The 12571-nt window shown below is 70.4% G+C and carries 15 protein-coding genes; 7 read left to right on the plus strand and 8 right to left on the minus strand.

The genetic code is table 11. The annotated features are described in order from the left end of the window. Positions 1–126: 126 nt before the first annotated feature. Both M1L60_RS24455 and M1L60_RS24460 read left to right on the plus strand, forming a co-directional pair. Positions 127–1518 (plus strand): glycoside hydrolase family 43 protein, encoded by a 1392-nt coding sequence (locus tag M1L60_RS24455; protein ID WP_253239832.1) that lies wholly within the window; start codon positions 127–129, stop codon positions 1516–1518. 13 nt (positions 1519–1531) lie between these two features. Continuing rightward, positions 1532–2992: a family 43 glycosylhydrolase gene (locus tag M1L60_RS24460; protein WP_438862151.1), complete on the plus strand. Its 1461-nt coding sequence runs from the start codon at positions 1532–1534 to the stop codon at positions 2990–2992. A 132-nt stretch (positions 2993–3124) separates the two neighbouring features. Here M1L60_RS24460 and aztD read toward each other — a convergent pair whose 3' ends face one another. The 4 genes from aztD to aztB all read right to left on the minus strand — a co-directional run bounded on the left by aztD (position 3125) and on the right by aztB (position 7261). Continuing rightward, a complete protein-coding gene (aztD, locus tag M1L60_RS24465; RefSeq protein WP_253239833.1) occupies positions 3125–4297 on the minus strand; it encodes a zinc metallochaperone AztD in 1173 nt (390 codons plus the stop codon). A 74-nt stretch (positions 4298–4371) separates the two neighbouring features. After that, on the minus strand, positions 4372–5271 hold the full coding sequence (gene aztC, locus M1L60_RS24470; protein WP_253239834.1) for a zinc ABC transporter substrate-binding protein AztC: 900 nt from the start codon (positions 5269–5271) through the stop codon (positions 4372–4374). Continuing rightward, positions 5268–6431, minus strand: coding sequence for an SMP-30/gluconolactonase/LRE family protein (locus M1L60_RS24475; RefSeq protein WP_253239835.1), 1164 nt, complete (start codon positions 6429–6431; stop codon positions 5268–5270). The genes aztC and M1L60_RS24475 overlap by 4 nt, the downstream gene beginning before the upstream one ends. Continuing rightward, positions 6428–7261: a zinc ABC transporter permease AztB gene (gene aztB, locus M1L60_RS24480; protein ID WP_253239836.1), complete on the minus strand. Its 834-nt coding sequence runs from the start codon at positions 7259–7261 to the stop codon at positions 6428–6430. The genes M1L60_RS24475 and aztB overlap by 4 nt, the downstream gene beginning before the upstream one ends. Before the next feature lie 51 nt (positions 7262–7312). On the opposite strand from aztB, the gene aztA reads away from it, so the two are divergent. Then, the gene (gene aztA, locus M1L60_RS24485) at positions 7313–7918 is read left to right on the plus strand and encodes a zinc ABC transporter ATP-binding protein AztA (RefSeq protein ID WP_253239837.1); all 606 of its coding nucleotides are present in this window, start codon (positions 7313–7315) and stop codon (positions 7916–7918) included. Here aztA and M1L60_RS24490 read toward each other — a convergent pair whose 3' ends face one another. From M1L60_RS24490 to rpmB, 4 genes are read right to left on the minus strand one after another with little or no spacing between them, the layout of a single operon-like run. Beyond that, positions 7919–8980 (minus strand): TolB-like translocation protein, encoded by a 1062-nt coding sequence (locus tag M1L60_RS24490; RefSeq protein ID WP_253239838.1) that lies wholly within the window; start codon positions 8978–8980, stop codon positions 7919–7921. It abuts the gene before it with no gap. A gap of 17 nt (positions 8981–8997) precedes the next feature. Then, on the minus strand, positions 8998–9297 hold the full coding sequence (gene rpsN, locus M1L60_RS24495; protein WP_253239839.1) for a 30S ribosomal protein S14: 300 nt from the start codon (positions 9295–9297) through the stop codon (positions 8998–9000). Next, positions 9297–9464, minus strand: a complete 168-nt coding sequence (rpmG, locus tag M1L60_RS24500) for a 50S ribosomal protein L33 (protein WP_253239840.1) — start codon at positions 9462–9464, stop codon at positions 9297–9299. The genes rpsN and rpmG overlap by 1 nt, the downstream gene beginning before the upstream one ends. After that, positions 9464–9700, minus strand: coding sequence for a 50S ribosomal protein L28 (gene rpmB, locus M1L60_RS24505; RefSeq protein WP_253239841.1), 237 nt, complete (start codon positions 9698–9700; stop codon positions 9464–9466). Before rpmB ends, rpmG begins: the two co-directional genes overlap by 1 nt. Positions 9701–9743: 43 nt before the next feature. Here rpmB and M1L60_RS24510 point away from each other — a divergent pair, with 43 nt between their 5' ends. The 4 genes from M1L60_RS24510 to M1L60_RS24525 all read left to right on the plus strand — a co-directional run bounded on the left by M1L60_RS24510 (position 9744) and on the right by M1L60_RS24525 (position 12512). Continuing rightward, positions 9744–10895: a CobW family GTP-binding protein gene (locus tag M1L60_RS24510; RefSeq protein ID WP_253239842.1), complete on the plus strand. Its 1152-nt coding sequence runs from the start codon at positions 9744–9746 to the stop codon at positions 10893–10895. A 1-nt stretch (position 10896) separates the two neighbouring features. Continuing rightward, complete coding sequence (locus M1L60_RS24515) at positions 10897–11775, plus strand: GTP-binding protein (RefSeq protein ID WP_253239843.1); 879 nt, start codon at positions 10897–10899, stop codon at positions 11773–11775. Positions 11776–11877: 102 nt separating this feature from the next. Continuing rightward, a complete protein-coding gene (locus M1L60_RS24520; protein ID WP_253239844.1) occupies positions 11878–12300 on the plus strand; it encodes a hypothetical protein in 423 nt (140 codons plus the stop codon). After that, on the plus strand, positions 12300–12512 hold the full coding sequence (locus M1L60_RS24525) for a GrpB family protein (RefSeq protein ID WP_253239845.1): 213 nt from the start codon (positions 12300–12302) through the stop codon (positions 12510–12512). The genes M1L60_RS24520 and M1L60_RS24525 overlap by 1 nt, the downstream gene beginning before the upstream one ends. Positions 12513–12571: the final 59 nt, after the last annotated feature.

The raw sequence follows: 12571 nt of genomic DNA on the forward strand, positions 1-12571 counted from the left end.
GGTGGAGTGAACGATAACAGCCGACCCGGTCAACCATCCTTGACTCTGCCGGTGTTAACGATAACAATCCTGCAGATACGACCGTCCCCGTCGCCGTCCGGTCATCCCCCGAAAGGCAGCCCCGACGTGAATCTCTCCCGGCGCAACTTCCATCGTCTGACCGCGCTGAGCGCGCTGACCACCGCGACCAGTGGAGCCGCCCTGCTCGGCAGTTCGTCGGCCGCGCTGGCGGCCAACACCGCGTACGTGTTCGGGTATTTCAAGGAGACACCGAACCAGAGCGGGGACAGCTACGCCCTGCACCTGGCGGTCAGCCCGGACGGGCTGAACTGGCGGCCGCTCAACCAGAACAACCCGGTGGCCACCCCGACCGCCGGCACCCAGGGCCTGCGCGACCCGTTCATCCTGCGCAAGCAGGACGGCACCTTCGTCGTGCTGGCCACCGACCTCAAGGGCCGGATCTTCAACCTGAACAACCAGTACCTGCACGTCTGGGACTCCCCCGACCTGCGCAGCTTCACCGGTTACCGGCGGATCCGGATGCACGGCCTGAACACCCACACCTGGGCCCCGACCGCGTTCTGGGTGGCCTCGCGCAACCAGTACGCGATCGTCTACTCGGCCAACAACGGGCGCGACGTGCTCATGGCCAACTACACCTCGGACTTCCGGACGGTCAGCGCCAACGAGGTCTACTTCAGCCCCAGCTTCAACGTGCTCGACGCCGACATCGTGGCCGACGGCTCCACGTACTACATGTATTACAAAAACCTGGACAACGGCCTTCTGTACGGTGCCCGGTCGTCCACTGGCGCGGCCAACAGCTACACCACGTACACGAGTGGGCTGCGCCAGGGCAACGCCATCGAGGCGCCGCTGCTGATCAAGAACAACACCGGGAGCGGCTGGCGGCTGTGGGGCGACTCGTTCAGCCCCGTCAACAACGACTACTACGCCTGGTCGTCGTCGAACGTGGGCGGCAACTCGTGGACAGCGTTGAACCAGCGCGACTACACCCCGCCGCTGAACGCCAAGCACGGCTCGATCGTCGGCATCACCGCCGCCGAGTACGACGGCCTGGTCGCCCGGTGGGGCCTGCCGGCCTGGGTGCGCCTCAAGTCGTACAACTTCCCGGACTACTACGTGCGGCACGCGAGCAACCTGGCCCGCATCGACCCCTACCCGTTCGACCCGCACCAGGACCAGCTGTGGCGGCTGGTGCCCGGCCTGGCCGACGCGGCCGCGGTGTCGTTCGAGTCGGTCAACTTCCCGGGCCAGTTCCTGCGCCACAGCAACTACGCGATCCGGTTGGACCCCAACGACAACACGGCCGCGTTCCGGGCCGACGCGACGTTCACGCGGGTGGCCGGGCTGGCCGACGGCACGTGGTCGTCGTTCCGGTCGTACAACTTCCCGGACCGCTACCTGCGGCACGCGAACTACGTGCTGCGCATCGATCCGCTGAGCGCCGGTTCCAGCGCGAGCGACCGCCAGGACGCCACCTTCCGCGTCTCCTGAAAGGAGCCTCTCCGTGCGCAGAACATCGCTTCGTATCCTCGTGGCCGTCGGCCTCGTCGTCGCGGGCACCCTCGCCCCCGTCACCGGGGCGTCGGCCGCCACCGTGCAAGCCGGAACGCCGTACGTCTTGGTGAACCGCAACAGCGGCAAGGCGCTCGACGTGTACAACCTCGCCACCACCGACGGCGCCGCGATCAACCAGTACACCCGCAACGACGGCGCCTGGCAGCAATGGAAGTTCCTCGACTCGGGCAGCGGCTGGTACCGGGTGCAGTCGGTCCACAGCGGCAAGGTCCTCGACCTGCCCACCACGGCCGACGGCGTCCAGCTGGTGCAGAACGCCGACCGCAACGACAGCCGCCAGCAGTTCCGCCTGGCCGACTCGTCCGGCGGCCTGATCCGCCTGATCAACCGGGCCAGCGGCAAGGCCCTCGACGTGTGGGAATGGTCGACCGCCGACGGCGCCAAGGTCTCGCAGTACCAGGACCTGGACGGCGCCAACCAGCAGTGGCAGCTGATCGCCCTGGGCAGCGCGGCCGGCTCGTTCACCAACCCGATCAAACGCAACGGCCCCGACCCGTGGCTGCAGCACTACAACGGCTACTACTACCTGGCCACCACGACGTGGAACTCGACGATCACCATGCGCCGCTCGGCCACGCTGGCCGGTCTGGCCTCCGCCGCCGACCAGGTGATCTTCAACCTGAGCGGCCGGGCCAACGGCTGCTGCAACATGTGGGCGCCGGAATTCCACCTGATCAACGGCCGCTGGTACTTCTACTACACGGCCGGCCAGAACGTCTCCGACTACAACCCGACCCAGCGCCTGCACGTGCTCGAATCGGCCGGCACCGACCCGATGGGACCGTACAGCTTCAAGGCCGACCTGGGCAGTGAATGGGCCCTGGACGCCAGCGTGCTGAAAGTCGGAAGCAACCTCTACCTGATGGGCACGTACAACGCGGGCGGCTCGTACGGCCAGTCCAACTTCATCCAACGGCTGACCGACCCGTGGACCCTGACCGGTTCCAGGGTGCGGATGAGTTCACCCACACTGTCGTGGGAGCGGCAGACCGGCGCGGTCAACGAAGGGCCCGAGCCGTTGTACCGCAACGGAAAGGTGATGGTGGTGTATTCGGCCTCGGCCTGCTGGGGCCCCGACTACAAGCTGGGTCTGCTGACGCTGACGGGCACTGACCCGCTGAACCCGGCCCACTGGACGAAGAGCGCCAACCCGGTCTTCCAGCGCAACGACGCCAACGGCGTCTTCGCCCCCGGCCACAACGGCTTCTTCAAGAGCCCCGACGGCACCGAGGACTGGATCGTCTACCACGCCAACGACTCCGCGGGCGGCGGCTGCGACATGAACCGCTCCACCCGAGCCCAGAAGTTCACGTGGAACGCGGACGGCACCCCGAACTTCGGCACCCCCACCCGCCTCGGCGTAACCCTGACCGCCCCCTCCGGCGAGTAGGAACATCCAACGGCTACGCCGGGGAGGATCCGGGCACTGCCCGCGATCGCCCCGGCATAGCCCCATCTGACCTGGTACTGATGCCCGACGGAGCCGGCCGCGCAGCGCGACCGGCCCTGTCGAATCCCGTGGTCAGTGGTTGGTGAGGGTTCCGCTGATCTCGTTGGGGGTCGCGTCGAGGGTGGCCGACTTGACGATGGTGCCGCTCGTCAGGTCGAGGTGGTGGACCTTCTTGGTGGCCGGCTCCGTCACGTACGCGGTGGTGCCGCGGACGAACATGGCCGGGCGGGGCTGCTGCCAGTCGAGCGGCTCATTCCAGGCGCCGACCACGGGCCACGACTTGGTGATCTTGGCCGTGGCCGGGTCGATGACGTGCATCTTGCCGTCGGTGCCGAGGATCAGGCCCTCGCCGGCCGGGCCGCGGTTGAGCGAGCGGAAGCTGTAGCTGACGCCCTTGGGCATCGGGACCACCGTGAGCTTGGCGGTGGCCGTGTCGATCAGCGAGAACTGTTCGGGGGCCTCGAGTTCCGCGTCCTTCTCGATTTTGTAGTCGCCCAGCAGGACCGGGGAGGCGTCACTGCCGGCCTGGTTGCCGATGCGGCTGTAGTCGAGCTCGCTCTGCACCTTGACGAACGCGCCGTTCTTGAACAGCAGCACGCCGTCCTCGCAGCCGAGGCCGACGACGTCGCCCTGGGCCACGGCCTCGCCGTGCACGCCGGGGCACTTCTCGTTGCGGGCGATCTCCTTGCCCTGGGCGTCCAGGGCCATCGCGCCGCTGCGGGACTCCTCGGTGCCGAGAGTGACGATCATCGTGCCGTCGGCCAGTTCGACCGCCACGCCGTGGTGGGGCTGCTCGGTCTTGTACTGGCGGCCCTGCGGCTTGCCGTCGGCCAGGCCCTTCGGGTCGAAGCTGTTGACCTCGCCCGTGCCGTCGGTGAACAGGATGGTGCGGTCGCCGTGCCGCACCACGTGGCCGGGCTTCTCGCCGGGGTAGGCGATGTCGGTCAGCTTGCCGTTGACCGCGTCGAGCACCTGGAAGCCGGCCGCGGTCGAGACGAACAGGCTGTTCGCGTCGCCGGCCGGGTTGATCCGGTTGAAGCCGTCCAGGGCGATGGTGCGCTCGACCTTCAGGGTCTCGCCGTCGAGGATGTGGATGCCGCCCTCGTACGTGATCGCGACCGGGTCATTGATGGCCGGCGCCGACGATGCGGCCGACGCCGCCGGCTCGGTCTCGTTGCCGCACGCGGCCAGCGTCAGCGAGCCGACGGCCAGCACGGCCAAGGCGCGGATGCTGCGTGGTTTCACTCTGAACTCCTTAATTCGAAATGGAAATCATTTTCGTTCAATGGTTGGATTCATCCCCGGACGAAGCGCGGAGGTCAGCCGGAGAGGCCGCCAATGATCGCTTCGGCGTTGAAGCGCATCATCGCCAGGTAACTCGCGGCCTCCCCGTCCGCCTCGCTCAGCGACTCCGAATAGAGCCCCACGACCCGAACGTTCAGCCCCGCCTCCTCGGCCAGCACCTCGGCCAGCCGCGCCGGCTGCGCCGTATCGGCGAAGATGGCCCGTACGCCATGGTCTTGAACGGCTGTGACCAGCGACGCCAGATCGGAAGCGCTGGGCGAGGCCAGCGTCGTCCCGCTCGGCAGCACGGCCCCGATGACCCGCAGGTCGTACCGTCCGGCCAGATACCCGAACACGTGATGGTTGGTCACGAGCACGCGACGGTCGTCCGGGATCCGCCCGAACCGCGCCGCCAGCTCCGCGTCCAGGTCGCTCAGTTCCTTCCCGTACGCCGCCGCGCGCTCGCGCACGACAGCGGCGTCCACGCCGTCGACGTGGGCCACGATCTCGTCGGCCAGCACCCGCACGGCCGTGCCGACGCGGGCCGGGTCGGTCCAGAAGTGCGGGTCGGCCGTCCCCGCCGCGTCGCCCTCCCGGTACTCGATCGGCTCGACCTTCGCGCCCACCTCGACCACCGGGACGCCCTCCGACCGAGCCGACTCGACGTGCCGCAGCACGCCCTCCTCGAGGCCCAGACCGTTGTAGACGACCAGATCCGCGGTCTGCATGGTGTTCGCCTCACGGGCCGAGATCGCGAACGAGTGCGGGTCGGCGTTGGGCTTCATCAGCACGGTCACCTCGGCCTGGTCACCGGCGATCCGGCTCACCACGTCGCCCAGGATGTTGGTGGTGACCACGATCCGCGCCTCGTCGGCGACGGTGCAGCCCGTGACCCCACCGGCCAGCAGCACCAGAACAGCCAGCAGCCGCCTCATCGCCCCACCTCCACGGCCAGGTCCGGCTGCTGCGAGGCGCGCAATGTACGGGCGGTCCGCAACTTGTCCTGATAGTCGATCTCGTGGATCACCTTGGCTTCCGGCTCGCTGACGTAGGCCCGGTTGACGTCGAGCGTCACCGTGGCCGCCTTCAGCCGGGCCTCGGCGATCGTCCGCCCGGACTCCAGGTCGTAGCTGATCAGCGTGCCCGAGCCGTCGAGCGCGAGCACCGTGCGGCCGTCGGCCGGCGAGACGGCGGCCACCAGATCACGCCCACCGGCGGGCAGGTGCCGCAACGTCGCCTTGGACGCGTTGACCGCCCAGATGCCGCCCTCGCCGGCCACGGCCGCCTCGTTGCTGCGCGGGCGATGGCCGAACCCGGTCGGCGCGACCGGACTGACCGGAGAATCGAGCACCTCGGCCGTCAGCACCTCCTTGTCGAGCTTCACGCGAACCACGGAGTCCGCGCAGGCGATGACGACGCCGCCGCGGAGCACGGCCGCGCCCCGGGGCGACTCGCACGGCGTACGGAAGGAACCGCTCTCCTGACCGTCGGCCCCCATGGCGACGATGCGGTTGGCCGGCTGATCACGCCGGTCCCCCACCGCGACCAAGAGCTTTCCGGCGTACGGCACGGCCAGCGCACTGTTGCTGCCGGAGTCGATGGTCGAGACTTCGGTGACGGTGCCCGCCTCCAACTGCCGGCGGTCGAGCACTGTGATCCGCCCGTCGGTGGTGCCGATCGCGGTGTGCGCCTCCGACCCGATCACCGTGGCCAGCGGGGCCTCGAGCGTCACCGTGCCGAGCGTGCGGGCCGGCGCGCGGTAGTAGTGCACGTGGTCGGTGTGGTCGACCGTCCACACCCCGGTGTCGACGATCTCGACCGTGCGGTCGCCGTCGCCCGCGTAGACGAACCGCCCGTCCTCGACGAGCGTCCGCGCGCCGACGGACAGCCCGACCTGCCCCTCCGACTCCGTGGCCAGGTCGAGCACGCTGAGTTGCCGGGCGCCCCGGGCCGCGTACGCCATAGCCACTTGCGCCTCGGGCATCTCCTGCGCCCCGGCCACGTACCCATGAGGTTGTTCCTCGACCTCACCGCCGGTCGAGCAGCCGGACACGGCGAGCGCCAGGCACAGCAGGGCGACTCTCTTTCTGATCACGAAGTTCCTTCCGATACGGCCACGGCGATGCGGCGGCCGGCCAGGACGGCGAAGAAGAGGAGCACGGCGACGGCGGCGATGGTGGCGCCGGCCGCGGTGGCGGCGAACCACGAGATCCACAGGCCGGCCACGGTGGCCACCGAACCGAACGCGAAGCTGGTCAGCATCACCGCGGGGATCCGCCGGGCCACCAGCATCGCCGCCGCCGAGGGCGCGATGAGCATGCCGAAGGCCAGCAGGGTGCCGACGACGCTGAACGCCACGGCCATGGCCACGGTCAGCAGCACCATCATCACGATGTTGGTCAGGTCGGGACGCAGACCCAGGGTGCGGGCCTTGCGCGGGTCGAACGTGAGCGCGAGGAACGGCCGGTGGAACACGATCGCCACCCCGGCCATGACCACGACGGTCCCGGCCAGCAGCAGCAGGTCGGCCCGGTCGACGGCCAGGACGTCGCCGAACAGGAACGCGGTCAGGTCGGTGGCGAACGACCGCGAGTGCGACACGACGATGACCCCGGCCGAGAGCATGCCGACGAACAGCAGCCCGATGCTGGTGTCCCGGCCGAACTCGCGGCTGTGGCGCAGCGCGTTGACCCCGGCCGACATGGCGAGCGCGCTCACCGCGGCCCCGACGACCAGGTTGCCGCCGAGGATCGATGCCACCGCGACCCCGGGCAGCATGCCGTGGCTCATCGCCTCGCCCAGGAACGTCATGCCGCGGGCGATCACCCACACCCCGACCAGCGCGCACACCGCGGCCAGGAGCACGCCGCCGAGCAGGGCGCGCAGGACGAAGGAGACGGTGAACGGCTCGGCCAGGGACGACATGACCCAGACCTTATAGTGAAACTGAAAACCGTTACTAATAAGGGGATGGGCATGAGTTCCGCGCTGCTGACCGCCGACGACGTGAGTTTCCGCTACGCCGGCACACCCGTGCTGCACGAGGTGAGCGTGCGCGCCGAGGCCGGGTCGATGCTGGCCGTGACCGGTCCGAACGGCTCCGGTAAGAGCACCCTGCTGCACCTGCTGGCCGGGGTCGAGCAGCCGTTTTCCGGCCGCGTCCACCGCGCGCCGGCCGTGCGGATCGCGCTGTTGCCGCAACGCACCAGCGACATGGACGCGCTACCGCTGACCGTCACCGAATGCGTCCGCATCGGCCGGTTCACCGGCCATCGCAGGCTCACCCGGCACGACCACACATCAGTGAGAAAGATCATGGAACGGCTGGAGATCGCGCACCTCGGCCGCCGGCGCCTGCGCGAGCTCTCGGGCGGCCAGCGCCAGCGCACGCTGATCGCCCAGACCTTCGTCCAGGACGCCGACGTCTACCTGCTCGACGAGCCCACCGCCGCCCTCGACGCGTCCACCCGGCGCCACGTCCACGACCTGCTCGGCGAAAAAGTGCGAGCCGGCGCGAGCATCGTCATCGCCAGCCACGACGCCGAGGAGTCCGCTCTCGCCGACCGTTCGCTGGCGCTCTAATTAGACAGAGCGCAGATCGAGCACGTGGCGCAGGGAGGACTGGGCGTTGCCGGTCGACCAGCCCAGCACCCCGTTGCGGTACCAGACCTCGGCCGCCTCCCGGCTGACCTGGATCACCCGGTTGGTCGTGATGTCGTAGACCAGCAGCTCGTCGCGCCCGGACAACTCGGACGCGGCCGTGACCTTCGCGAAAATCTCGAACCGGCCGAGCACGGCGACGTCGGTGATGACCGTGCGGGCCGTCTCGCGGGCGACCAACCGGCGGTCGGTCCCGTCGGTGCGCACGACCTCGATCTTCGGGTAGCCGTCGTCGTCCAGCGAGACGACCCGGCACCACACCGGGGTGCAGGCCGTCTCGCTCAACCTCGTCCGGGGCATGGCTCTTTCCTCGCCGGTGACCAGATTGCGCAGCCGGCCCGCGCCCGAGATGTCGGCCAGCCCGTCGACCATCCACGGCCACGCGGTCAGGGCCCAGTTGCCCGGCTCGGTGCGCGTCTCGACCGGGCCCCCGGTCAGGGCCACCGACCGGATCTGGGTGCCCGCGCCGGGTGCGGCGGCCACCCAGTTGACCCGGCCCGGCGACACGACCAGGTCGTACTGGGTCTGATAGAACCGCGCGTCGCCGACGTCCGCGGTCAGCAGCCGGGCCGGCCGCCGGGTGCGCAGGTCGGCCGCCCACAGCTGCTGCCCGGCCTGCGTGCTCTCGACCCAGACCAGATCGGTGCCGCTGACCGTCGGACTCAGGAACGACGGATTCCCGGCCACCGGCAGCCGTCGCAGCTCGCGGACGGCCTCCCCCGGCCCCCGGATCACCAGCTGCCGGTGCTTGCGGTCAGCCGTCGGCGCCGCCCCGACCGAGGTCTGCAGATCAAGAACCAGAGCCGGGTCGTACGTCGTTCCGTCGGCCAACCGAGCAGGCAGCGTCCCCTTCTGCACGCCGGGCCAGGCCTGCCCCACCGTGGGCGGCGGCGCGGGTTCGGCCGGCGCCGGCGCCCAGATCAGCGCCCCGCCCGCGGCCAGAGCCACGGCAAGACCCGCCACCTGACCCCTGCGCGCCGCCACCCCGGCAGGTTAGCCCGTCACCAAGATGCCTTGCGGATGCCGGGCAGTTCACCGCCGTGGGCCATCGAGCGGAATCGCACCCGGGACAGCCCGAACCGGCTGAGCACGCCGCGTGGGCGGCCGTCGATCATGTCGCGGTGGCGTCGCCGCGAGGGGCTCGAGTCGCGGGGCAGCGCGGCCAGGCGTCGTACGGCCTCGGCCCGGTCGTCGGGGTCGCCGGTGGCGATGGTCCGCTTGAGCTCGGCGCGGCGGTCGAAGAGGCGGGTGCTGAGTTCGGCCCGGCGCTTCTCGCGTTCGATCAGGGCGCGGCGGGCCATCAGCGCTCCTCCCGGAACTCGATGTGCCGGCGCAGCACGGGGTCGTACTTGCGCAGGACCAGGCGATCGGGATCATTGCGGCGGTTCTTGCGGGTGACGTAGGTGAAGCCGGTGCCGCCGGTGCTGCGCAGCTTGATGACCGGGCGCACGTCAGTGGTGCGGGCCATCAGAGCTTCACCCCGCGCGTCCGCAGGCGGGCCACCACGGCCTCGATGCCGTCGCGGTCGATGATCCTGATTCCGGTGGCGCTGACGGTCAGCCGCACGTGCCGGCCCTCCGACGGCACGAAGTAGCGGCGGCGCTGGACGTTGGGGTCCCACCGGCGCCGGGTGCGCCGATGCGAGTGGGAGACGGAGTTGCCGAAGGCCGGCTTCTTGCCGGTGACGTCGCAGATCGAAGACATGCCGAGACTTTACAATGAAAACCATTTCCAACAAGATGGGGGCATGACCGATCTTCGTCCACCCGTGACCGTGCTCGCCGGCTTCTCCCCCACGGCCACCGCCGCCGTGGCCCAGCGTCTGCTGGTCACCGACCCCACGCTGATCCTCGTCACGCACGACCTCGCCGGTCTGCGCGACGGCGTCGTCCGCCGGACCGTGCGCACCGCCGGCCGGGTGCTCGAGGACCACGTCACCGAGCTGGTGCACGGCTGCGTGTCCTGCACCCTGCGCGAGGACGTGCTGCCGGCCCTGGTCCGGCTCGGCCGGTCCCATCCGGACAGCGGCCTGCTGCTGGCGCTGCCGCCGGCGGTCGAGCCCGAAGCCGTCGCCGCGGTCTGCTCGACCGCCGGCATCCGGCTCGACTCCTTCGTCACCGTCGTCGCCACCGACGACCTGATCGACGACCTGACCAGCACCGGCGATCTGCGCGAGCGCGGCCTGCACGCGGCCGCCAACGACGACCGGGCCGTGGCCGAAGTGGTCTGCCGCCAGATCGAGTTCGCCGACACCGTGGTCGCCTGGGGCCCGCAGAACGATCAGATCGCGGCTCTGCTGCACCGGCTCGCACCGTGGGCGGCCTACGCCCACGAGGCCGACGCCCGGCTGCTGCGGACCGGCCGGCACGATCCGGCCGTGCCCGGCATGCCCGGCCGCGCGCTCGACGGCTATCCGATCGGCGTTCACGACCCGGCCGGTGAGCATCGGGTCACCTCGATGCTGTTCCGAAGCCGGCGGCCGTTCCACCCCCAGCGGCTGCACGACGCCCTCGACGATCTGACCAGTGAGGCCGTGCGCGGCCGCGGTCAACTGTGGATCGCCGGTCAGCCCGACACGGCCGTCTGCTGGGAATCGGCCGGCGGCGGTCTGCTGCTGGGCAACCTCGGGCCGTGGCTGGCCGCGCTGCCCCGCGAGCGCTGGGACGAGGCCAGCGACCTGCGCCGCCTGGCCGCGGACGCGAGCTGGGATCCCTATTACGGCGACCGGGCCACCGCGCTGTGCTTCGTCGGCTTCGACCTCGACACCGAGGCGATGACCGCGCTGCTCACCGGCTGCCTGCTCACCGACGCGGAACTGGCCGAGGGGTCCGACGGGTGGCGGGCCTGGCCCGACCCGTTCGCCGGGTTCTTTCCCGATGCCCTGTCCAAGCAGGCCTGAGATGGGTGGCCTGCCGGTGCTCGTGCTGTGCGGTTTCTGGGGTGCGGCCGTGGCCGAGGTGGCCGGCCGGGTGCGGGCCGAACACCCGGGCGTACGGGTGATGGTGGCTCCGGAAGGGGCCGAGCCGGACCAGCTGCGGACGGCCGAGGCGCCGCACATCGTCACCGTCGTGCCGGCCGACCTGCTGCTCGACGGGCTGGCCGACGAGCGCCCGGTCAGCCAGCTCGTGGCCCGGCAACTCGAACAGGCCGACACCGTGCTGCTGACCGGGCAACCCGAGGGCGACGACGAATGGGAGGCCGAGCAGCTGCGGGTCCTGGTCCAGCGGATCGCCCCGTGGGCGCGGCAAGCGGGGGTCGACGACCTGATCCCGTACGCACCCGGAAGAACCACCCCCGTGGCCGCGGTCACCCGGGGCCTGCGCGGACGCCCGGTCGGGGTGCACCACCCGGTCGGCGATCACGGCGTGGTGGCGTGCGTGTTCCAGGCCCGGCGCCCGTTCCACCCGGGCCGCCTGCACGAGTCGCTCCCCGAGCTCACCGACGGCGTCCTGCGCTCGCGCGGCACGTGCTGGCGGGCCGACCGCCCCGACGTGGTGATGACCTGGGAGTCGGCCGGAACGCTGCGCCTGCGCCCGTGGGGCCGCTGGCTGGCCGCCGACCCCGGCGACAGCGACCCGGAGCGCTCGCTGGCCGCCGCCGTCGACTGGCACCCGTACTACGACGACCGCGGGCAGCACCTGGCCTTCATCGGCCTCGACCTGGACCCCGTACGCCTGCACCGCACCCTCACCCGTTGCCTGCTCACCGACCCGGAACTGGCCGACGGCTGGGACTCGTGGAGCGACCTGCTCCTCGCCACGAAGGAGAAACCGCAGTGAAGAAAGACATCCACCCCGCGTACGGCTACGTCGTCTTCCGGGACCGCAGCGCCGACTACGCCCGTAACGCGACGCCAGGGGCGAGGGGCGTACAGTCCGCGCGTGACTGAGACCTATGGCCTCTACGTCTGGGGCAATTACCTGTACGAGTCGGAGACCGATCGGCTGCCCGAGTGGCTCGATCCAGCCGTGCTGAGCGGCGAGCGCGTCTTCGTCCACCAGTTCGTCACCATGACCGACGAGGAGCCGTTGCGGGTCGACGCCGCCGGCACGATCTTCGCGGTCGACGGTGGCAACCGGTACGTCGACGGCCGCGACCTCGGCGACCCCGGTGACGACTGGAAGGTCGCCTACATAAAGGTGGCGACCGACGGTAGCCGCGAGGACGCCCAACGGTTCGTCGACGAGCTGCTCGAACTCGTCGAGATGGACAACACCGACGGCCGGATGCCCCGCGGCGGCGAGACCGTCGACCACTGGGAGGACCCGCACGGCCAGTGGGACATGGCCCTGGTCAAACACTGATGACCGAGCTGCGCCCGGGCGCGGAGTTCCTCGGCCTCGCCCGCGCGATTCTGCTGCGCGAACGGCGGCGGCTGGCCGGGCGGCTGAGCTGCATGGCCGCCGATCCGGCGCTGGTCGCGGCCTACAACGAGATCAAGCTCCGGCACCGCGACGACCCGGAGGCCTACGAGCGGCACAAATCCGCGTTCTTCGACTCGCTCCTCACCGTCTGAGCTCGGTGAGCCGACGGGCCGACGCCGCGTGTCGGCGGTCGCCCGGCCCGGGACGGCGG

Source organism: Paractinoplanes aksuensis (assembly GCF_024137025.1).
GTDB classification, from domain to species: Bacteria; Actinomycetota; Actinomycetes; order Mycobacteriales; family Micromonosporaceae; genus Actinoplanes; species Actinoplanes aksuensis.

Excerpts from the sequence above, each read along its gene's own strand:
- aztC (WP_253239834.1), bottom strand. The coding sequence starts at position 5,271 with ATGAGGCGGCTGCTGGCTGTTCTGGTGCTGCTGGCCGGTGGGGTCACG.
- aztB (WP_253239836.1), bottom strand. The coding sequence starts at position 7,261 with ATGTCGTCCCTGGCCGAGCCGTTCACCGTCTCCTTCGTCCTGCGCGCC.
- aztA (WP_253239837.1), top strand. The coding sequence starts at position 7,313 with ATGAGTTCCGCGCTGCTGACCGCCGACGACGTGAGTTTCCGCTACGCC.
- rpsN (WP_253239839.1), bottom strand. The coding sequence starts at position 9,297 with ATGGCCCGCCGCGCCCTGATCGAACGCGAGAAGCGCCGGGCCGAACTC.
- rpmG (WP_253239840.1), bottom strand. The coding sequence starts at position 9,464 with ATGGCCCGCACCACTGACGTGCGCCCGGTCATCAAGCTGCGCAGCACC.
- rpmB (WP_253239841.1), bottom strand. The coding sequence starts at position 9,700 with ATGTCTTCGATCTGCGACGTCACCGGCAAGAAGCCGGCCTTCGGCAAC.
- M1L60_RS24510 (WP_253239842.1), top strand. The coding sequence starts at position 9,744 with ATGACCGATCTTCGTCCACCCGTGACCGTGCTCGCCGGCTTCTCCCCC.
- M1L60_RS24515 (WP_253239843.1), top strand. The coding sequence starts at position 10,897 with ATGGGTGGCCTGCCGGTGCTCGTGCTGTGCGGTTTCTGGGGTGCGGCC.
- M1L60_RS24525 (WP_253239845.1), top strand. The coding sequence starts at position 12,300 with ATGACCGAGCTGCGCCCGGGCGCGGAGTTCCTCGGCCTCGCCCGCGCG.